This window comes from Paenibacillus sp. 102, from assembly GCF_039549175.1.
In the GTDB taxonomy this organism is placed as follows: Bacteria; Bacillota; Bacilli; order Bacillales; family Bacillaceae_G; genus Bacillus_A.
Map to the genome: position 1 here is coordinate 585,665 of NZ_JBCGHT010000002.1, position 20,750 is coordinate 606,414.

At 36.6% G+C, this 20,750-nt stretch carries 18 protein-coding genes and 1 other annotated feature; of the genes, 6 read left to right on the forward strand and 12 right to left on the reverse strand.

What is annotated here, in order from left to right; translation table 11 throughout:
• Positions 1–76 precede the first annotated feature (76 nt).
• Positions 77–547: an NUDIX hydrolase gene (locus AAIE21_RS08935; protein ID WP_343266435.1), complete on the forward strand. Its 471-nt coding sequence runs from the start codon at positions 77–79 to the stop codon at positions 545–547.
• A 253-nt stretch (positions 548–800) separates the two neighbouring features.
• Here AAIE21_RS08935 and cls read toward each other — a convergent pair whose 3' ends face one another.
• The gene (gene cls / locus AAIE21_RS08940) at positions 801–2,345 is read right to left on the reverse strand and encodes a cardiolipin synthase (RefSeq protein WP_343266436.1); all 1,545 of its coding nucleotides are present in this window, start codon (positions 2,343–2,345) and stop codon (positions 801–803) included.
• An 83-nt stretch (positions 2,346–2,428) separates the two neighbouring features.
• Positions 2,429–3,106, reverse strand: coding sequence for an adaptor protein MecA (gene mecA / locus AAIE21_RS08945; RefSeq protein ID WP_343266437.1), 678 nt, complete (start codon positions 3,104–3,106; stop codon positions 2,429–2,431).
• 401 nt (positions 3,107–3,507) lie between these two features.
• On the opposite strand from mecA, the gene AAIE21_RS08950 reads away from it, so the two are divergent.
• Positions 3,508–4,179, forward strand: a complete 672-nt coding sequence (locus AAIE21_RS08950; protein WP_343266438.1) for a TerC family protein — start codon at positions 3,508–3,510, stop codon at positions 4,177–4,179.
• Positions 4,180–4,425: 246 nt separating this feature from the next.
• Here the strand turns inward: AAIE21_RS08950 and spx are convergent, their stop codons facing one another.
• Positions 4,426–4,821 carry a transcriptional regulator Spx gene (gene spx / locus AAIE21_RS08955; RefSeq protein ID WP_000258267.1) on the reverse strand — a complete coding sequence of 132 codons (396 nt, stop codon included), beginning with the start codon at positions 4,819–4,821 and terminating at the stop codon, positions 4,426–4,428.
• 610 nt (positions 4,822–5,431) lie between these two features.
• Between spx and AAIE21_RS08960 the strand changes: the two genes are divergently transcribed.
• Positions 5,432–5,635 carry a hypothetical protein gene (locus tag AAIE21_RS08960; RefSeq protein WP_343266439.1) on the forward strand — a complete coding sequence of 68 codons (204 nt, stop codon included), beginning with the start codon at positions 5,432–5,434 and terminating at the stop codon, positions 5,633–5,635.
• Positions 5,636–5,667: 32 nt separating this feature from the next.
• Here the strand turns inward: AAIE21_RS08960 and AAIE21_RS08965 are convergent, their stop codons facing one another.
• Positions 5,668–7,314: a peptide ABC transporter substrate-binding protein gene (locus tag AAIE21_RS08965; RefSeq protein WP_343266440.1), complete on the reverse strand. Its 1,647-nt coding sequence runs from the start codon at positions 7,312–7,314 to the stop codon at positions 5,668–5,670.
• A gap of 875 nt (positions 7,315–8,189) precedes the next feature.
• Here AAIE21_RS08965 and AAIE21_RS08970 point away from each other — a divergent pair.
• Positions 8,190–9,581 carry an MATE family efflux transporter gene (locus AAIE21_RS08970; protein WP_343266441.1) on the forward strand — a complete coding sequence of 464 codons (1,392 nt, stop codon included), beginning with the start codon at positions 8,190–8,192 and terminating at the stop codon, positions 9,579–9,581.
• A 321-nt stretch (positions 9,582–9,902) separates the two neighbouring features.
• On the opposite strand, the gene AAIE21_RS08975 is transcribed toward AAIE21_RS08970, so the two are convergent.
• The 6 genes from AAIE21_RS08975 to AAIE21_RS09000 all read right to left on the reverse strand — a co-directional run bounded on the left by AAIE21_RS08975 (position 9,903) and on the right by AAIE21_RS09000 (position 15,809).
• A complete protein-coding gene (locus AAIE21_RS08975) occupies positions 9,903–10,838 on the reverse strand; it encodes an ABC transporter ATP-binding protein (RefSeq protein ID WP_343266442.1) in 936 nt (311 codons plus the stop codon).
• Positions 10,831–11,874, reverse strand: a complete 1,044-nt coding sequence (locus AAIE21_RS08980) for an ABC transporter ATP-binding protein (RefSeq protein WP_286116273.1) — start codon at positions 11,872–11,874, stop codon at positions 10,831–10,833. The genes AAIE21_RS08975 and AAIE21_RS08980 overlap by 8 nt, the downstream gene beginning before the upstream one ends.
• A 20-nt stretch (positions 11,875–11,894) precedes the next feature.
• Complete coding sequence (gene opp3C, locus AAIE21_RS08985) at positions 11,895–12,911, reverse strand: oligopeptide ABC transporter permease (RefSeq protein ID WP_343266443.1); 1,017 nt, start codon at positions 12,909–12,911, stop codon at positions 11,895–11,897.
• Positions 12,908–13,837, reverse strand: coding sequence for an oligopeptide ABC transporter permease (gene opp3b, locus AAIE21_RS08990; RefSeq protein WP_174099324.1), 930 nt, complete (start codon positions 13,835–13,837; stop codon positions 12,908–12,910). Before opp3b ends, opp3C begins: the two co-directional genes overlap by 4 nt.
• Positions 13,838–13,965: 128 nt before the next feature.
• Positions 13,966–15,600 (reverse strand): peptide ABC transporter substrate-binding protein, encoded by a 1,635-nt coding sequence (locus AAIE21_RS08995; RefSeq protein WP_343266444.1) that lies wholly within the window; start codon positions 15,598–15,600, stop codon positions 13,966–13,968.
• Positions 15,597–15,809, reverse strand: a complete 213-nt coding sequence (locus AAIE21_RS09000) for a hypothetical protein (protein ID WP_343266483.1) — start codon at positions 15,807–15,809, stop codon at positions 15,597–15,599. The genes AAIE21_RS08995 and AAIE21_RS09000 overlap by 4 nt, the downstream gene beginning before the upstream one ends.
• Positions 15,810–15,919: 110 nt before the next feature.
• Between AAIE21_RS09000 and AAIE21_RS09005 the strand changes: the two genes are divergently transcribed.
• Positions 15,920–16,300: a DUF3899 domain-containing protein gene (locus tag AAIE21_RS09005; protein WP_343266445.1), complete on the forward strand. Its 381-nt coding sequence runs from the start codon at positions 15,920–15,922 to the stop codon at positions 16,298–16,300.
• A gap of 223 nt (positions 16,301–16,523) precedes the next feature.
• Positions 16,524–16,741, forward strand: a binding site (T-box leader).
• A gap of 357 nt (positions 16,742–17,098) precedes the next feature.
• A complete protein-coding gene (gene trpS, locus AAIE21_RS09010; protein ID WP_343266446.1) occupies positions 17,099–18,088 on the forward strand; it encodes a tryptophan--tRNA ligase in 990 nt (329 codons plus the stop codon).
• 234 nt (positions 18,089–18,322) lie between these two features.
• Here trpS and AAIE21_RS09015 read toward each other — a convergent pair whose 3' ends face one another.
• Positions 18,323–19,069: a YjbA family protein gene (locus AAIE21_RS09015; RefSeq protein WP_343266447.1), complete on the reverse strand. Its 747-nt coding sequence runs from the start codon at positions 19,067–19,069 to the stop codon at positions 18,323–18,325.
• 242 nt (positions 19,070–19,311) lie between these two features.
• Entirely contained in the window at positions 19,312–20,100 is a 789-nt protein-coding gene (locus tag AAIE21_RS09020; protein WP_343266448.1) for a DUF2268 domain-containing putative Zn-dependent protease, read from the reverse strand.
• Positions 20,101–20,750 lie beyond the last annotated feature (650 nt).

A 20,750-nucleotide genomic window follows, 5' to 3' on the forward strand; every position in this document is an offset into this window, starting at 1 on the left:
GTGAAGGTTAATTTAATAACTCTATTATCTTTATACTTTGTATAATTAGATAGAGGCTATAAATGGGAGGGAATTTATGACTACAAATAAGGACTACATTCGTTATATTCGGGGAAAAGTGGGGCACGATTTAATATTTCTTAATTTTGCTGGAGGTATTGTTTATAACGAACGAAATGAAATTCTTTTACAAAAACGGGGAGATAGAAATGAGTGGGGTTTTCCAGGTGGTGCTATGGAACTTGGAGAATCTCTTGAAGAAAGCGCTAAACGAGAAATACTTGAGGAGACAGGATTAAATGTTGAGGTTGAACATCTTATTGGTGTCTACTCTAAATATTCTGGTGAGTTTCCGAACGGAGATAAAGCTCAGACTATCACTCATTTTTTTCAATGCAAGCCAATTGATGGGGAACTTAACGCAGATGGTATTGAGACTTTAGATTTAAAATACTTCCCAATAGACCAAATACCGAAATTATTCACAAAACAACACGAAGATGCCTTAGAAGATTGGCTTTCCAAAAAAAAAGGTGTATTTAAATAAAAACAACTACAAAATAATTATCCATAATCTTTAACTAACGGGTGCGTTTGGTGCGTTTGGTGAAGATTACAATATGTAGAAGTGCTAAAGACCAACTTAATTAAGTCGGTCTTCTTTCTTGCTGATTTCACTGTTATTTAGTGTGCGATTATCATTGCTAATTGTTTTGTTTTTCTAATTGATTTGTTTTTCTAATTGATTTTTCGTATTTTCTCCACGTTATCTGAACTACTTACTTGTTAGAACATCCTCCTTATAATAAAGGTGATAATAAACGATATGTCGATTCCACAATCCGCTTATGAAGGCGGCGCTTATGAAAATGATCTACATGAATTTCACTGGATTCTTGTAAATCCTCCTTAAAATCCTTAACAAGCTTTCGAATACTATCCGTATCATATAAAAAGGCATTCACCTCAAAGTTTAAATGAAAGCTTCTCATATCCATATTCGCTGTCCCAATTGATGCTAAATCAGAGTCAACAATGACAATTTTACTATGAAGGAAACCTTTTTCATATTCGTATACTTTTACCCCTGCATCTAATAACTCCGGAAAATAAGACCTCGATGCATAAAACACCGTTCGTTTATCCGGTTTACTCGGCATCAATAAACGAACATCAATGCCAGCAAGAGCTGCCACTTTTAATGCAGATAAAATATCATCATCCGGAATAAAATAAGGTGTCGCGATCCAAATGGACTTTCTTGCTGAAGCAATCATTGCAAAATAAAGATGCTTAATTGTCTCCCATTTATTATCCGGTCCACCGGCAACAAGTTGTACCCCCCCCCAATGATCTCCATCTACCGCTTCCGCTTGTAAATATTCAGGTGCTAGTACAGCTTCACCCGTCATATAAAACCAATCTTGCAGGAATATGAGCTGCAGGCTTTGAACCGCCTCACCGCGTAAATATAAATGCGTATCTCGCCAAAATCCAAAATATTTATTTTTCCCTAAATATTCGTCACCAATATTGAGTCCGCCTACAAAGCCTTCATTTCCATCAATGACAACAATTTTCCGGTGATTCCGATAGTTAATTTTATCGTTTAAAATCGGAAACCTTACCGGAAAGAATGGAATCATCTCGACACCTGCATCGTTTAATTCATCAATATAGGCGTTTGACAGTTTAAAACTTCCAACCGCATCATATAAAAAACGGACGGCAACACCTTCCTGCACCTTCTGAATTAAAATGTCTTTAATTTGTGTGCCAAGCTTATCATCACGCACAATATAATATTCCATATGAATATGATGCTTCGCCTTTTGTAAACCTTGTAAAATGGCTTGAAACGTTTCATCACCATTCGTTAACACTTTCGTTTCTGTCTGAAATGAAATATTTAAAGCACCAAGCCGATCTGCGAGACGAAATAGCAGTTCTTGATGTTTATGATTCTTTAAAATGCGTTCTTGATAATCTTCATGTCCTTTGTACTGTAAGAAAGCTTGTTCATCCAAAAGAGCCTTCTTTTGAAACATTCGTTTTCTGCGAAAATTTTGTCCAAAGAGTAAATACGCAAAAAATCCAAATACAGGAAAAATACCAAGTACAATTAACCATGTCAACGTTTTAGATGGATGCCTGTTTTCCAAGAAAATAACACAGCCAATTAAAAATGCAGAAACAGTAAATAGAATGCTTATAATTCCTACAAACGAAATGTTTTTCATGCCTATAACATCCGAATAAAATGCTACATCAATAAACATTCGTAACGAAACAAACACTGCGAATAAACCTAGAAAAAAGAAAAGTAACTTTAATGTGTTTTTCATTCCTACCCCCCTTACTTACAAAGCTTTTCTACTATTATTATACCCATCATATAAAAAGCCGATTTCATAATATTGAAATCGGCCTATGTCTTAGAAGGAAAATGACTGCGAATCGTCTCAAGTGCATGTTCTTTAACAACTTGTTTGCCGTATTCACTCACGCGGTGAACCGTTAAAGTAGATTCTTCCCCATATTCTAAAATAATACTTAAAACACGGTCAATTTCTTCTTCATCGTGTAGCACTTCATCAAATTCAACATATACATAATAGCGGTCTTCAAACGAATATAGTTCATCTTTTATATCTTCAAATATAAGACGATGACTTAACGAAATGACGTCTTCAAAATCATCAAATTTAATTAAAAAGCCAAATGTTCCATCTTCGTTAAAGTTTGTTCCCGCTTCTATCTCATCCTCTAATTCTTGTTGAAATAGCGATTCGATTCGCTCATCTAGAGGGATATCAATAATTTTATCTACACCTATTGGTAATTCTAATTTTTGTCCATCTTTTGAAAGCTGTGCTTTCGTTACAAGTACTTCAATGCCTTTATCAAGCGCCTGTACTTGAATCCATAGTGGCCCATCAATAAAGAAATCATCGTGATCACGAGCTTCATCCATCATTTCCCAAAACAATTGCTCACTTCGTTCACGATTGTACCAAATCTCTTCTCGATTAAACCCTCTATCTTCTATATCAACGTACGTAATAAAAAATTTCATCGTATGATCGTTAATTCTTTCAATGTCCAAAATCCAACTCTCCCTTCCTATTTGGAATTGTTATGAAGGGATTCCCCACTCATATGACAAATCAATAGATTCTTGTACTTTCATTTTATGATAAGATTCTCCAGAATGGAAATAAAATCGTTTTATTTTATAAAAACAGTCATTCACCTAGATTATCTTGCACTAATAATCATAATTCCTTACCCTTATATATTGCAGTATATACACTTACGATATAAACCTCATCATTTCTCATTCATATAGTCAAATTTTAATCAGCTCACAAATAGCGGGATAAAAAATTGGACATACAATTCCACCTAGCACCGTACAATTGTAATAGAGCTAGTCAAGCTTTTTCATTTTATACATACATCTACACCTATATTACTGATTAAAACAGAATAAATGGAGGCAAAATGATGGAGTTAGATTTTTTGACATCTATACTAATGATTGTCGGTATCGATGTTGTATTAGGCGGTGATAATGCAATTGTAATCGCACTTGCAAGCCGAAACTTACCCGAATCTAAACGGAATAAAGCGATTTTTATTGGTACTGGCCTAGCCATTGTACTGCGAATTCTTCTCACAATACTTGCCGTCTACTTACTCGATATTCCTTTCTTACAGCTTATTGGTGGCATCTTACTCACACTTATTGCCGTAAATTTAATTACCGATAATAACAATGATCTTTCTTCTATAAAAGCGAAAACAACATTATTTCAAGCGATTCGTACAATTGTATTTGCCGATCTCGTTATGGGTTTTGATAATGTCCTTGCGATTGCTGGAGCAGCTCATGGAAACATCACACTCGTGATTATCGGATTATTAATTTCAATTCCCATTATCATTTGGGGCAGCAAGCTCATCTTAGTATTTATGGAGCGATTTCCCTTTCTCATTTATTGCGGGGGAGCAGTTCTTGCTTACACAGCTGGAAGAATGATTACCCATGAAATAAGACTTGTGAATTTTTTTCAACATAATCCAACCTTTGCAACAAGTATACCCTTCCTCTTTACTTTCACAGTATTAGCTATTGGGTTTATTGTTCAGCATATCAAATTAGGGAATGTAAAGTGAAACATGCAAAAACCCTTTCTTCTTGGGTGGGAGAGAGCGTCCGCTCACGCATAGTAGCGGTCAGGACCTTTTTTCGCCTCATGTCACGTAAAAACAAAAGGAGAAAATAAGTGGAAGACTCCTTTTATTTTCAAAGCTGTGATTTGTATGCGGAAAACCAAAATGAAGTTATATACAAACAATAAATATATATATGAAAACCTTCTACTGTAAGGTAGAAGGTTTTCATATACAAAACTTATATTATTAATTTACAAGACGCTGTGCTTCACGTAATTGAAATGTTCTTACTGTACGTGGTAAGAAGCGACGAATTTCATCTTCGTTGTAACCTACTTGAAGGCGTTTTTCGTCAATCATAATCGGACGGCGTAAAATGCCTGGATAGTCACGAATCATCTTATATAAATCTTGAAGTGGTAAAGATTCTAAGTTAACGTTTAACTCTTGGAAAACTTTCGAACGAGTTGAAATAATCTCATCCGTTCCGCTTTCTGTCATGCGTAAAATTTCTTTAATTTCCTCAATCGTTAATGGATCAGAGAAAATATTACGTTCTGTATAAGGAATATGATTTTCCTCTAGCCATAATTTCGCCTTTCTACAAGACGTACAACTTGGAGAACTATATAGTGTTACCATACAAGACTCACTCTCCTTAAAGAGTACAAATTCTGTACTAATTACAGTTTTAATTTCTATTTGGCAGCAATTCTTCACTATGACTTGTCTTACAGCAAAATGAAAAATTGCTTTTCATGTAAACAACAACTTTATAAGCAAGCAACTTCTATTAAACAACAATTACTTTAAATAAGTAACTTCTATAATCATTATACAATAGATTCTGAAAGAAATATACAGTAAATTTCCTTTCCAATAGGAAAACTCATCTTTCATTAAGCTGAAATTTTCATGGACTTTTCATAGAACAAACCCCTCTGTTTTATTACCATATATACCTTTAGTGCTACTTCTTAACATGTTTATAGAAGCTGTCCATCCAATCAATCCGTTGCTAAAGATAGCGTTTCCTTACTCTTTTCATCATAAAACAGCGGTTAAATGTAAGACATATCATTGATAAATCATCTCGCACAACAAGAACACTTGTTCTTTTTTTTAATTCTATCAAATCTCCTAGTTACTGTCTATACTATTTTTAAGTAAAATATTTGTTTTCAAACTTTTCTTTCTTTTTAACTTTTTTTCTCATACAATAAAAATATAGACAGGCAAAGGGGGATTCCATATGGTTGCTTTTTTTATTGATTTTGCCATTGTCGCTGCCCTCGTCATCGGAATCACAGCATTGATTGGCGTCATTACAAATGGTATTGGTGAAAATTTATTTGGTCGGAAAGAAAAAATGAAATTTGTTGATAAAAGTGCGGAAGTGCAATCTGGTTGGAAGCAAGTTGGCGGGAAAGGGATTTATAAAAAACGAACATACTAAAAAGAAGCAGGAATGTGCCTGCTTCTTTTTCATTATTTCCCTACTGATGCCCACTTGAAGCTTAAATCTCCGCCGTAATTATGCTTATAAATATCTTTAACTGTCCCTCTTTGTAAGTAAGCTGCACTACGTTGATATACAGGGGCAATTGCTGCATCATCCAGCAACATTTTTTCAGCTTCAAGTAAACTATTCCAGCGTGCCTTTACATCGCCGCCGTCTGTCTTTGCTTTCATAATAATTTCATCATATTTCGGGTTAGAATATTTCATTTTATTTTGCGCACCATCTGTTACAAACATATCAAGGTACGTTACTGGATCTGGGAAATCCGGGCTCCATCCAGCGAACGTCATGTCATAGTCTCCACTTTCTTCAAGTTTAAGCTTTTGCGCAAATGGCTGCTGCTTAATTTTCAATGTAAAACCAGGTAAGTTCTTTTCTAGCTCTCCTTTTAAGTACTCCCCTGTTCTCTTAGATAAATCTACATCTTCATTTAATAGTTCAATCTCAATCTGATCTTTTCCTAATTCTTTTTTACCAGCTTCCCAATATTTCTTCGCTTCTTTCACATTTGCTTTTACTAAATCTCCATTTTCAGCTCGGAAGTCTTTTTTATTTGGACCTGTAACAAATTTACCTGGAATCAGTCCTGTCGCCTCAGTAGAACCATTGTTTAAAATTGTATCCACAAATGGTTTACGCTCAAAAGCAAGAGAGATTGCCTTACGTATATTTTTATTTGCTAAAGCTTCATTTTTCTGATTGAAACGAAGGAAGAATACGGAAGCTTCATTTGCAGTTTTAAAATCTTTGTCCCCTTTATATTTATCAACAAACTCAGATCTCAAAATAACACGATCTATTGCTTTTGTATCATATAGGTTAATTGATGTTGCTAAGTCTTTTACAATATTAAAGTTCACTTCTTCTAGCTTCACTACTTTATTGTCCCAGTATGATGGATTTTTCTGTATTTGGAAACTTCTTTCATGCTTCCAGTCGCTTAATACAAACGGTCCATTATACAGTGTTGTGTTTGCCTCTAGACCAAACTTGGCCCCTTGCTCTGTTGCATATTTTTCATTTACTGGATAGAAGAGTGGATAAATCATTAAATTTTCAAAGTAAGGAACTGGATGTTCTAATTCTACTTCTAATGTATAATCATCAACGGCTTTTACCCCTAATTGATCTGGTGCCATTTCTTTCTTATTAATTTTTTGTGCATTCTTCACGTCAAACATGATATAGGCTGATACTGCTGCTTTATCTGGATTAATCGCGCGTTGCCAAGCGTATACAAAGTCTTTCGCTGTTACAGGGTCTCCATTTGACCACTTCGCATCTTCACGTAATTTAAAAGTATACTTTTTGCCATCTTCTGATTTTTCACTTGATTTTGCTACGCCTGGAACGAGCTTATCTCCTTTTTCAAGGCGATATAGTCCTTCCATCGTATTATTCATCACTCGCGATGATACTGCATCAGCTGATAATGCTGGATCCATTGTTGGAATTTCCTGTGTTTCAGTTAAATTGATGACTTGTTTCCCGTTAGCCTTTCCGCTATCCCCTTTTGCACTCGCCCCTGGCTCGTCCTTTTGATAACTACATGCACCTAAAATCATACTCATTGCTAATGTCGACGCTACAAAAACTGGTACTTTTTTCTTCATTCTGCTACCCCTCCTAAAAATGTTAGCCCTTTCATTTTAGAATAGAAAGAAATATATGTATGTTCTAATAATTCATATTATACATATAAATATATTCTTTGTATATTTATTTTTCTATCTTATTAAAATTTTCTGCTAATATTATACCTTTTGTAAACGTTTTATATTGCGTGTTTTCATAACTAAAATACTAAATTCAATCACTTTTATAATTATCTAAATTATCAGAGTATAATTAATTTTATATTATATAATATCTTTTGTATAATTATTCCCTCTAGCATGCACCATTTTTTCTTTTCAAATAAAGTGAAACTTTAATCAACGGAAGTGGTTCTTCCCCCCACTGATTATTAACCTTCGCCAATCGAGCTTTTACGGTATAAAATCAATCTGTAAAAACTCTATCGCTTTTATAAATCTATTTTAATTTTTCAACTCACGACTTTGAAAACAAAGAGAGATTTCCTCTCGTTTTCTCCTTCTGTTTTCACGTGGCATGGGGCCAAAAAAGGATCTGACCGCTTCTACGCTTGAGCGGATTCTCTCTCCCGCCCCCAAAAGGCGCTGTTTCGTTTTTCAACACACAAATCACGGCTTTGAAAACAAAAAGAGACCTCCACTCGTTTTCTCCTTTTGGTTTCACGCGGCATGGGGCGAAAAAAGGATCTGACCGCTTCTATGCTTGGACGGATTCTCTCTCCCACCTAAAAAGAAAAGGGTTTATTTCAAGGTTTCAATTCATACTTATATACTTAAAAAATACTGCTCTAATAAATAGTTGTTAACTGCGCTACAAAATAAATGCAAGTGTTGCTAAAGTGTGTTAAGATACATTTTGTTTCAAAAAGGATATCGGTAAAGTGGGGGATGATATGACAGAGGTTACATCCAAAAAAGGGCAAGAAGAAAAATTAAATTTATTCTTCTTAACATGGCCTATTTTCTTAGAGGTTTTTCTTTTTATGTTAATGGGGATTGCCGATACTTTTATGCTAAGTGCATTGTCAGATGACGCGGTATCAGGTGTTGGGGCTGCAAATCAATACCTTCATATCGCAATATTAGTACTAGAAGTAATCGGAAACGGTGCCGCGATTGTTGTTTCTCAATATCTTGGTTCCAAACGATATATGGAAGCATCAAAAATATCTGCATTAGCGGTTACATTAAATTTAGGGGTCGGGCTCATCATAAGCGCCGGTTTTCTTTTATTCTCAAAACATATGATGAGTGCAATGAACTTGCAAGGCGATGTATTAGTTTACGCACAAAATTATTTATCAATTGTCGGGGGAGCAATCTTTCTGCAAGCTATTATTAATTCCTTAGCAGCAATCATCCGTGTACATGGGTTTACGAAACAAGCGATGTTTATTTCACTCGGAATGAATATTCTTCATATTGCCGGTAACTATGTCCTTATTTTCGGCAAGTTCGGCATGCCTGAATTAGGTGTTGAAGGAGCAGCAATTTCCTCTGCTTTCAGTCGACTTATCGCACTAGTTGTCTTTTTCTGGCTACTATACCGCGTCATGGAATACCGTGTTAAATTGAACTACTATATTACATTATCAAAAGAATATATTAGCAAAATCTTAAAAATTGGTATCCCATCGGCTTTTGAGCAAGTGATGTACCAAGCGTGCCAAATTGTCTTCCTATACTACGCAACATACTTAGGAGCAGAATCATTAGCTGCAAGACAATATGCAACAAACATTTCCATGTTTACTTTCCTATTCGCTATTGCGATTGGAATGGGAACAGCGATCATCGTCGGACGTTTAGTCGGTGGAAATGAGAAAGAAGAAGCATATATACGTGTGTGGAAAAGTGTAAAGTGGGCCATCAGTGTTACGTTATGTATGGTCATTCTTGTCATAGCGTTCCGTACACAATTAATGGGGTTATTTACAGATAATCCTCATGTTATCGCTTTAGGAGCAACTGTTCTTTTATTAAGCGTACTACTTGAAACTGGACGCACGATGAATATCGTCATCATTAATTCACTGCGAGCAGCTGGTGATGCGAAATACCCTGTTTTAATCGGAGCATTTTCTATGGTCTTAATGAGCTTACCACTCGGTTACTTTTTTGTTTTTCATTTAGATATGGGACTCCCAGGCATATGGTTAGCGATTGCCATCGATGAATGGACGCGTGCTATCATCATGTTCTTCCGCTGGAGAAGTAGAGCTTGGGAAAATTATGCACTTGTTAAACCGGAGACTTCTGAAGAATCAGCGCCTGTTCAAGCCTAACATTCATGTTGATATTCAGAAAAAACAGGTTGGAGAAACTCTTCTCCAACCTGTTTTTCGTGTCGTTCTTTGTTGGAACACCGATATTATTTATCGAATCGCCGATAACATTTCATTTACTATTTTTCTATCATCCCACTCTATTGCTAAAATCTCTACTCTAACTTTTCCTTCTCTCCTTGCGTCTTTACCTGGCATGGCTCTGACCACTTCTATACATGAACGGATCCTCTCTCCCGCCTAAAAGAAAAGGTTTTCTATCAGTTTTCTAATTTGGATTTATATAAAAAAAGAAGCGACCTCTCCGGCCGCTTCTTTTTATTATTGATAGATTTCTTTATATTTCTTGTATTCTGCTTCAGAACAAAGAACGAAATGTCCTGGGCGAATTTCTCGCATCTTTGGCTCTTCATTTCCATATTGATGCTGAGATGGATCGTATACAATACGTTTACGATTGCGCTCGTAATCTGGATCTGGAAGCGGAATTGCTGATAATAATGATTTTGTATATGGATGAATTGGATTCTCATATAACTCGTCACTACTTGTTAATTCAACAATTTGACCACGGTACATAACACCGATGCGATCACTGATGTATTTTACCATTGATAAATCATGGGCAATGAATAAATATGTTAAGCCCTTTTCTCTTTGCAGTTGTTTCAATAAGTTTACAACTTGCGCCTGAATGGATACGTCAAGTGCTGAAATTGGTTCATCCGCAATAATGAATTCTGGTTCTACCGCAAGTGCACGAGCAATTCCGATACGTTGACGTTGTCCACCAGAGAACTCATGCGGGAAACGGTTGGCATGCTCTTTATTTAAACCAACTGTGTTTAATAATTCATGCACACGATCCATACGTTCTTTTTTACTTTTTGCTAAACCGTGAATATCAATGCCTTCTGCAATAATATCTCCAACTGTCATACGAGGGTTTAATGAAGCGTATGGATCTTGGAAAATCATTTGCATTTTACGGTTAAACTTCTTTAATTCTGTACGTGATTTTTTACCATGTACGTTTTCACCATCGAACAACACTTCACCAGCAGTTGCATCGTATAACCTGATAATCGTTCTTCCAGTTGTTGATTTTCCGCAACCAGATTCTCCTACAAGTCCAAATGTTTCACCGCGGTAAATATCAAATGAAATATCGTTAACCGCTTTTACAACACCGCCACTCACGCTAAAGTGTTGCTTCACATTTTTCACTTCAATTAATTTCTCACGTTGCTTAGTCATGTTGTTCACCTGCTTTCATTTGAAGAATTCGTTTTTGAACAACTTCTGGCGGTTGTACTTCTGGTGCTTGCTCATGAAGTAACCATGTTGCCGCATAATGTGTGTCACTTACTTTAAATAATGGTGGTTCCATTTCAAAATCAATTTTTAACGCCTGTGGGTTACGTGGTGCAAATGCATCCCCTTTTGGCGGTTTTAATAAATCAGGAGGCGTTCCAGGAATTGCATATAACTCTGCTTCTGAACCATCTAAACTTGGCATAGATGCGATTAGTCCCCATGTATATGGGTGTTTTGGATTGTAGAAAATTTCATCAACCGTACCAATCTCAACAACTTTACCTGCATACATAACCGCAACTCTGTCGGCAACGTTTGCCACTACGCCTAAATCATGCGTAATGAAAATAATCGCTGCTTCTGTTTTCTGTTGAATATCCTTCATAAGCTCTAAAATTTGCGCTTGAATTGTAACGTCAAGTGCTGTTGTCGGCTCATCTGCAATCAATAATTTCGGATTACAAGCTAGTGCCATCGCAATAACAACACGCTGTCTCATACCACCAGAGAATTGGTGCGGGTATTGCTTTAAGCGTGCTTCTGGGTTTGGAATTCCAACAAGATCAAGAAGCTCTAAAGCAACTTTACGAGCATCCGCTTTGCTCATTCCTTGGTGTTTAATAAGACCTTCCATAATTTGATTACCGATTGTCATCGTTGGGTTTAATGATGTCATCGGATCTTGGAAAATCATTGCAATTTCTTTCCCGCGCACTTGCTGCATTTCTTTTTCCGATAATTTTGTTAAATCACGACCATCAAATACAATTTCTCCATTTTTAATACGTCCTGGGGGATTTGGGATTAGTCCCATTAGCGCTTTCGAAGTAACTGATTTCCCAGAACCAGATTCTCCTACAATCGCTAATGTTTCTCCCTTTTTCAAATCAAATGTAACTCCGCGAACAGCTTGTACTTCACCAGCATGTGTATCAAAGGAGACTTGTAAATCTTTTACCTCTAACAATGTTTTCATTTTTACTTCTCCTTCCTCGTTTACTTACGCATTTTTGGATCTAACGCATCGCGTAATCCATCTGCCACTAAGTTAAATGCTAAAATTAACATACTGATAACAACCGCAGGGATGAACATCATATGTGGATACGTTTGAATTGATTTATATCCATCATTTACAAGAGAACCAAGTGATGCAGTTGGCGGCTGAATACCTAGCCCGATGAAACTTAAGAACGCTTCACCAAACACCGCTGTAGGAATTGTAAACATTGTCATAACGATAATCGGTCCCATTACGTTCGGAATTAAGTGCTTCACAATTAATTGTGTATTTGTTGCACCTAATGTACGAGATGCTAATACATATTCTTGGTTTTTCAATTTTAATACTTGTCCACGTACAATCCGCGACATTCCAATCCAACCTGTAATTGCCATCGCGAATGTGATTGATAAAATACCCGGATCCATAATGATTACCATTAAGATTACAATGATTAAATACGGTATACCGTTAATAATTTCCATAATACGTTGCATGATATTATCTACTCGTCCACCATAGAACGCTGAAATACCTCCGTATGCAACCCCAATTACTAAGTCAATTGCCGCTGCTAAAAGAGCGATATATAATGATACGCGTGTTCCTTCCCATGTTCTTGTCCAAAGATCACGACCAAGATCGTCTGTACCAAACCAGAAATACTCTTTAATATCACGTTTCTCATATTGATCGACGCCATATTGATCTGTACCATCAAATGGTAACCAATGAATGTTCTCAATCACCGGAATTTTAGGTGGCATTTTTGCACGGCCTAAATCTTGATCTTTATAGGAATGTTTACTTACCATCGGCCCAAAGATTGCTAAAAGCGCAATGATGATAAGTAATACAAAACCAAACATTGCTCCTTTATGTTGAAACAAACGTCTTCTTACATCTTGCCAAAACGTTAAGCTTGGACGGGCAATGACTTCATTATCAACATTACTTTGATTGGCTGGTTGAAATAAATCTGGAGATAATTTTTGTAAATCTTTCATCATTTTTTCCCTCCCGCTAAACGAATACGAGGATCAATAATTCCATATAAGATATCCACGATAAAGATAACTAAAATAAAGATTGCACTATAGAAAATTGTTGTTCCCATAATAACTGTATAATCATTCAATTGGATTGATTTAACGAATTGTTCCCCAAGGCCAGGTACAGCATAGATTTGCTCAATAACAAGTGTTCCTGTAATTAACCCTGCAACCATTGGTCCTAAAATTGTAACAACTGGAATCAATGCATTACGAAGTGCATGTTTTATAATAATGACACCTTGACTAATTCCTTTTGCTTTTGCTGTTAAAATGTAATCAGCTTGCATAACTTCGATTAACTCTGCACGAGCAAAACGCGCGATTGTTGCAGTAACAGCCATTGATAAAGCAACAGTAGGCATAACTGTAAATTCAGGCCCTTTCCAGAATGCTACTGGGAACCAGCCAAGTTTTACCCCTACAAAGTATTGTAGTAATGCTGCGAATACGAATGATGGTACCGACATTCCGAGTACAGAAATAATGGTTGCCCCATAATCGACCCATGTATTATTACGAAGTGCTGCAATAATCCCTAAGATTAAACCGATAAATGTTCCTAACATGATTGCCTGTAAACCAAGCTGTGCTGATGGTCCGATACGATCGACAATCATATCCGTTACAGGACGGTTATCGTACTGGAATGATACTCCTAAATCACCTTTTGCTAAGTTTCCTAAGTAGCGTGCATATTGCACTGGTACTGGATCATTCAAACCATATTTCTCCAAGATGATTTCTTTTTGCGCCGGAGATAATTTCTCTTGGTTCTTAAGTGGAGAACCCGGCAGTAATTTCATTAGAAAGAATGTCAGCGTAGTAATTAAAAATAATGTCAAAGCCATGTACACGAAACGTTTTAATGCATAACGTCCCATCGTCAAGCACCTCCCCATTTTTCTCAAAAGCAATAAGATAGTTTGAAATATTCTTACTTTTATATTTTTTAAAATAAGAGTATCTGCCCATCATAGGCATATACCCTTATTCATGATGGAAACCATTTTTATTTTTTGACTTCAACCCATTTGTAGCTAAATTCGCCACCATATTTATGTTCTAACAACCCTGTAATAGAGCCGCGTTGTAAATATGCTTTTCCTGGTTGGTATACTGGAGCAATTGCTGCATCATCCAGCAATTGTTTTTCAGCTTTTAACAGTGCATCCCAACGAGATTGTACATCTGTCTCTACTTTTGCTTTCTTAATTAATTCGTCATATGCTGGATTTGCATAGTTTACTTTGTTTTGTGCATTTCCTGTTGTATACATATCTAGGAATGCCATCGGATCCATATAATCTGGGCCCCATCCTGCATACGACATTGCATATTCTCCACTTGCTTCAAGTTTTAATTTTTGTGCAAATGGCTGCATTTTCATTGAAATTGTTAAGCCTGGTAAATTCTTTTCGAATTGCCCTTTTAAATACTCACCGATTTTCTTAGCATCATCTGTATCAAAGTTCAGCAACTCTAAATCTACTTTATCAACACCAAGTTCTTTTTTACCAGCTTCCCAATATTTTTGAGCCTCTTTTATATCTTCTTTGATCAGCTTACCGTTTTCTTCACGGAAGTCTTTTCCATTTGGTCCTTTCGCTAAACCATTCGGAACAAAACCGTATATCCCCTGTGAACCATCATTTAAAATAACTTTTCCGATGTTTCCACGTTCAAAGGCCATCGATATTGCTTTACGGATATTCTTATTTGCTAAGAACTTGTTCTTTTCATTTAAACGAATAAACTGTGTAGAAGGTTTCTTAATTGTCTTAAAATCAGAATCTTTTTTATATTTATCTACAAATTCTGATGTCAATACGACACGATCAATTGCTTTTGTCTCATATAAATTTATTGCAGTTGAACGATCTTTTACAATATTGAAGTTTACTTCTTCCAACTTCACCACTTTATTTTCCCAATACTTCTCATTTTTCTTAAGCTGGAAACTTTGTTCATGTTTCCATTCACTTAAGACGAACGGGCCGTTATAAAGCGTCGTATTAGATTCTAATCCAAACTTATCCCCTTGTTCTTTTACGAACTTTTCATTTAATGGGTAGAATGTTGGATATACTGTTAAGCTAACAAAGTAAGGAACAGGGTTGTCTAACTCCACTTCTAGTGTGTAATCATCAATTGCTTTTACGCCAAGTTCTTCGACTGGCAACTCTTTTTTATTAATTTTTTCGGCATTCTTTACATCGAATAATATGTAAGCAAATTTCGCACCTGTATTTGAATCAACAGCTCGTCTCCAAGAATAGACGAAATCTTTAGCTGTTACAGGTTCCCCATTAGACCACTTCGCATCATCGCGTAATTTAAATACATATTTCTTGCCATCTTCCGTTTTCTCGTAGGACTTTGCCACACCTGGAACGAGTTTATCGTCTTTCCCAAGGCGATATAATCCTTCCATTGTGTTATTCATTATGTTGGAAGATGCTGCATCAGTTGATAATGTCGTATCCATTGTCGGAATTTCAGCAGTTTCAGTTAAATTTAACACTTGTTTCCCCGAAGTACTGGATCCTTTTGCACTTGCTTTCGTATCTTCTTGTTGATAGCTGCAAGCGCCAAGCATACTGACCGTCAATGTCGATGCAAGTAATAGCGGTATCTTTTTCTTCATGTTGTACTGCCTCCCCTATTTGCACTTCCTGTACCCTCACTTGTTAAAAGATAGAATTGAAAGAATAATCTCCAAGTTTCTACAATTTTCATTATACATATAATACGACGATTGTGAATATAGTTTTTTGTTTTTTTGTTAAAATTTTTAATAAAATATTTATTTTCTTTATTTTTTGTAAAGGGATTCCTTAACATTGCTCCCATCATATTGAAATAAAATGCAGAATTGTGTATAATTTTCAAATAATTATTCCTAGTACTCATTATAACTTTTATAGTATAATAATTCTAGTAATATTTTGACGGAGGGGAACATTTTGAATAGACTTTATTTTCGTACTTGCATATTAATAGCATTGGCATTAATCGCTTCTAGTATTGGCGCACTCCTATTTCCAGTGCAATATTTGTTGAATTTTGTCAATATTATGTTTTATATTGCGTTATTTTTCATTATTTTAGGCGGTTTTTTATTTCTATTTCAAAGTGGATTTTTCAACATAACGATGTACGCTTTCCAAAAAGTATTTGGAACAAATAAAAAAGTAGAGTCTTTAATTGAAGAAGAAGAATCCGCAATAGATAAAAAAGAAAGAATATATAAAACGTATTCTTTCGCATGGACATACCCGATCTGCATTACAGGTGTTCTTTTAGGCCTCGCCTCTACAATCATTAGCTTTACTATTTTGATGTAGTTTGCAAACGATTTTTCATATGATATAATACAACAAAAAGCGCAGGCGGCTCATTTAGAATGTGAGGGGGATGGAGCTCCTGACGTAGAGGCGCTTTTGGCCTCACAGGAAGGCGCGAAGCCACCGATCATTCTTGCCGCCGGAGCTGGATTACAACAAAAAGCGCAGGTGACTGCTTAGCCGCGAAGGGCTAGGAGCCGGAGCTAGATTATAATGAATTCATATGTATGCGATGAAAAAGAAGAGTACATATTGCAACAATTTCAGAGAGCTTGTGGTTGGTGTGAACAAGTAATTGTACAGTATGGAATGGGCTTTTGAGCACCAAACCGAACCGTAAGAAGTAGGCTTTGGCGTTACATCCAGACGTTATAATGGAGAAAAGAGATTTCACAATTTGTGAAATAATTAGGGTGGTACCGCGGTCCATTCGTCCCTAGATATATAGGGATGAATGGGCTTTTTTGTATATATAAAAAGCGGAAGCGGCTCGTTCAGCTCTGACTGGCTAAGGTTCTTTCGCATAGAAGGCGCTCTTTTCCTTCTTATGCGGAAGGTTCTTAGACACGAAGAGCTTGCCGCTGGAGCTAGATTATATATAAAGCGGAAGCGGCTCGCTCAGAATGTGAGGGGGATGGAGCTCCTGACGTAGAGGCGTTCTTTGCCTCGCAGGAAGGCGCGAAGCCACCGAACATTCTTGCCGCTGAAGCTGGATTATATATAAAGCGGAAGCGGCTCATACAGACCTACTTCCCCCACTCTTCAACAATACATACAAATTTCAAGGAGGAGTTATTTATGTCAGTTATTTTTTCTGGTATTCAGCCAAGCGGAACAATTACGCTTGGAAACTATTTAGGAGCAATGAAGCAATTTACAGAATTGCAAAACGAACACGATTGTTATTTCTGCATTGTAAACCAGCATGCAATTACAGTCCCTCAAGATTCTGTACAGCTTCGTAAAAACATCCGCAGCCTTGCTGCACTATATGTAGCTTGTGGCATTGACCCTGAAAAATCAACTTTATTTGTGCAATCAGAAGTGCCAGCACACGCTCAACTAGGATGGATTATGCAATCTATCGCATATGTTGGAGAATTAGAACGTATGACGCAGTATAAAGATAAATCAACTGGTAGAGATTCAGTTCCAGCAGGATTACTTACGTATCCACCGTTAATGGCAGCTGATATCTTACTTTATAATACTGAGATTGTGCCAGTTGGCGACGATCAAAAACAACATATGGAATTAACTCGTGATTTAGCAGAGCGTTTCAATAAACGTTTCCGTGAAATTTTCACAATCCCAGAGATTCGTATTCCAAAAGTAGGTGCACGTGTTATGTCATTAACAGAGCCTACGAAAAAAATGAGTAAATCTGATCCAAATCCAAAATCAATGATCAGTATGCTTGACGATCCAAAAACAATTGAAAAGAAAATTAAAAGTGCCGTAACTGATTCTGACGGCATTGTAAAATATGATAAAGAAAACAAACCTGGTATTTCCAACTTACTAACAATCTACTCTTCATTCTCAGGCAAAACAATTGAAGAATTAGAAGCTTACTATGAAGGAAAAGGATACGGTGATTTTAAAGGTGATTTAGCTCAAGTAGTCGTAGACGCAATTCGTCCAATTCAAGAAAAATATAATGAACTCATTACCTCTCCTGAATTAGATGAAATCCTTGACAAAGGTGCAGAAAAAGCCAACCGCGTTGCCTTCAAACAACTACGCAAAGTAGAAAATGCAATGGGATTGAGTAGAAAGCGTAGGTAATATAAAAAGCGCAAGCGGCTCGTTTAGAATCGCAGGTTGTTGGAGCTCCTGACTGAGAAGTGCTTTTTACTTCGACTGAAGGGGCGAAACAGCCAGAGATTCTTGCCGCTGGAGCTAGATTGCATAAAAAGCGGAGGCGACTGCTTAGCCCTGACTGGCTAAGGTTCTTAGACACGAAGAGCTTGCCACTGAAGCTAGACGAAATTAAAAAACCCGCCAAATTTGGCGAGTTTTTTAATTTACCTTTTGTTCATTTTCCATTTCCCATAACTTTTCAAAGAATGGTTGCCCTTTTACCAGGCGTTCACATAGCTGTTCATGCTTCTCTGACCAGCCATATTGCGCTTCCTCATAAAGGCGCTTCCAGACATCTTCAAATTTCATATGTTGAACAGTCCCATATGCAGATGGATCCCATTCTGTATACCAATAACGAATTTCAGCTGGATTTTTCGTTGTATGTAGTTGATCTAACGCCATAAAAAGCAATTGTTTTAATTGTCGTTCTTTACGAGTTAAGCCATTCATAATATATGGCGATGGCGATAAAATATGATGTTCTTTTTGTGATTCTTCCATTTGAAACTCATACTTTTCTGCTTGGACATTTTCCACCATCTCATATACCATCTGCTCTTGACGAGGAATAAGCCTACTTTTTCGAATCGGTACATTGTACCCAATTGAATCTACTGCAATAATTCCTTTTCCATCTGTGACAACAAAACAATACTCTTGTTGCAAACGCTCGTGATTTTTACGAATATACGCCTTATGATGTACGTCTTCCAATAGTTTTTGCGGAAGTTCCAATAATTCGTTCTCGATGTAATGATATAATGTGGAATCTACTTTTAATAATGGCACTTGATCTAATAATTCGATCGTATCATCCTTCCGCCATTCGTAAAAATGACAAACGTTATACCCATTTTCCTCACCTTCAAACCAATTTACCCATACATCATGCAGATATAACATTTTCTACCCCTCACTTCACTACTGTTTGTACATCTCATTATGTTCATTTTTTGTAAATTTTATTCCATCAAAGGAAATATATTCTACACATATATTTATTTTTGATTTCACTTAGTACCTTGACTACTTCTATACTTAATCGAATGATTCATGTCGTTATATATTATTTCTTCATGACTCCTTACTTCCATTTTGATTACACAAAAAAACTTGGCAGCGCCAAGTTTTTTATTTATCACCTATTAAGAAATAAAAGCATTCGCTTTATCTAATATACGCATAGCATCCAAAGACAATAAAGAAAGCGTATTATCTTTCTCAACTTCTACACAATCTTTGACAATATGAAATCCGATGCCATACCCAAGCATCTTCGGGTACATTTGCATTCCATTTAGTAAACAATCATGCTCCCTTGTTCCTCTCTTTATATCTATTCTCTCTTTTACAATCTCCTCCCAATAATGAACCGCTTCCTCTTTTGAAAAGTATGAAGTCCACGGCGCATAATCCGTTTCTGTATGTCTTTCATACACAGCTTGCTCTGCCAGCCCCTCCATAATGATTGTATCAAGCAATGTATAGTCTCTTTCTTTCTTTCCAATTTGATATAACCGACATATATGATGATATTCATGCGTAAGTAACGCTTTTAGTTCCTTCACTGAATTTCGGCCACTTACAAACAAAAAAATAACATGCCGCATGGTTAAACCAGCTTTTCCGTTATATTCCACTTGCACAGTCCGATTATATGAATCAGATAATAAAATAAAGACAGGGACATCTGGACCTTGCAACCAGTTCTTTAGTTCTGCATACTCCTTAGCAAGCTCTTTCCAAATCTGTTTTTCTTCTAGCTGCTCAATTTCTTTTTGTCCTTCCATCACCGGACGATACATACCTTTAGAAATTAAAAAACGGTACAACCTTTCCTTTGGCAATGGAATGTATTTTGTAAACTTCTCACAAAGCTTTTCGGGACGTCCATAATAAAGGTGCAACCAATCTGCCGTTTGAATAACCCCCATCTTCACTCCTCCCTTTTCTTCTATATATATGCAAGAAAAGAGGCGAACGCGAAGTAATGAAATGAAACTTTTATCCCGCATTAACGGGATTTTTTCAACATATCTCACGCGGCCATGGAATCAAAAGCTGACCTGCTCTCATTTCCTACTTCTGGTTTCACATGGTATGGGGCAAAAAAAAGGCACTGATCGCTCCTACGCATGGACGGACGATCTCTCCCATCCCAAAAAGAAAAGGTGTTTTAAGAAATAGCTCCTCTGCTACCTCCCAAAACACCCTCTCACTACTTATGCTTTAAATATTACTACTGCGTTACGATCACCGAACCTTAGTTACGGCTATGAACACAAAAACTGACCTACACTCACTTTCTACTTCCGGTTTCACTCGGCATGGGGCTCAAAAAGGCACTGACCGCTCCTACCCATGATCGGATGCTCTCTCCCATCTAAAAAAAGGGTGTTTTGAAAGACAGCTCATCTGCCACTTCCCAAAACACCCTCTCACTACAATATACTATTGATATTTTTTAAATACTAACACTGCGTTATAACTACCTAATCCTAATTACGGCTATGGACGAAAAAACTGACCTACTCTCACTTTCTACTTTTGTTTTTACATGGCATGGGGCTCAAAAAGGCACTGA

Excerpts from the sequence above, each read along its gene's own strand:
- AAIE21_RS08995 (WP_343266444.1), bottom strand. The coding sequence starts at position 15,600 with ATGAAGAAAAAGATACCGCTATTACTTGCATCGACATTGACGGTCAGT.
- AAIE21_RS09020 (WP_343266448.1), bottom strand. The coding sequence starts at position 20,100 with ATGGGGGTTATTCAAACGGCAGATTGGTTGCACCTTTATTATGGACGT.
- AAIE21_RS08960 (WP_343266439.1), top strand. The coding sequence starts at position 5,432 with ATGGTTGCTTTTTTTATTGATTTTGCCATTGTCGCTGCCCTCGTCATC.
- AAIE21_RS08970 (WP_343266441.1), top strand. The coding sequence starts at position 8,190 with ATGACAGAGGTTACATCCAAAAAAGGGCAAGAAGAAAAATTAAATTTA.
- AAIE21_RS08965 (WP_343266440.1), bottom strand. The coding sequence starts at position 7,314 with ATGAAGAAAAAAGTACCAGTTTTTGTAGCGTCGACATTAGCAATGAGT.
- AAIE21_RS08980 (WP_286116273.1), bottom strand. The coding sequence starts at position 11,874 with ATGAAAACATTGTTAGAGGTAAAAGATTTACAAGTCTCCTTTGATACA.
- trpS (WP_343266446.1), top strand. The coding sequence starts at position 17,099 with ATGTCAGTTATTTTTTCTGGTATTCAGCCAAGCGGAACAATTACGCTT.
- AAIE21_RS08975 (WP_343266442.1), bottom strand. The coding sequence starts at position 10,838 with ATGACTAAGCAACGTGAGAAATTAATTGAAGTGAAAAATGTGAAGCAA.
- AAIE21_RS09015 (WP_343266447.1), bottom strand. The coding sequence starts at position 19,069 with ATGTTATATCTGCATGATGTATGGGTAAATTGGTTTGAAGGTGAGGAA.
- AAIE21_RS09000 (WP_343266483.1), bottom strand. The coding sequence starts at position 15,809 with ATGATGGGAGCAATGTTAAGGAATCCCTTTACAAAAAATAAAGAAAAT.
- spx (WP_000258267.1), bottom strand. The coding sequence starts at position 4,821 with ATGGTAACACTATATAGTTCTCCAAGTTGTACGTCTTGTAGAAAGGCG.
- opp3C (WP_343266443.1), bottom strand. The coding sequence starts at position 12,911 with ATGATGAAAGATTTACAAAAATTATCTCCAGATTTATTTCAACCAGCC.
- AAIE21_RS08950 (WP_343266438.1), top strand. The coding sequence starts at position 3,508 with ATGGAGTTAGATTTTTTGACATCTATACTAATGATTGTCGGTATCGAT.
- AAIE21_RS08935 (WP_343266435.1), top strand. The coding sequence starts at position 77 with ATGACTACAAATAAGGACTACATTCGTTATATTCGGGGAAAAGTGGGG.
- cls (WP_343266436.1), bottom strand. The coding sequence starts at position 2,345 with ATGAAAAACACATTAAAGTTACTTTTCTTTTTTCTAGGTTTATTCGCA.
- opp3b (WP_174099324.1), bottom strand. The coding sequence starts at position 13,837 with ATGGGACGTTATGCATTAAAACGTTTCGTGTACATGGCTTTGACATTA.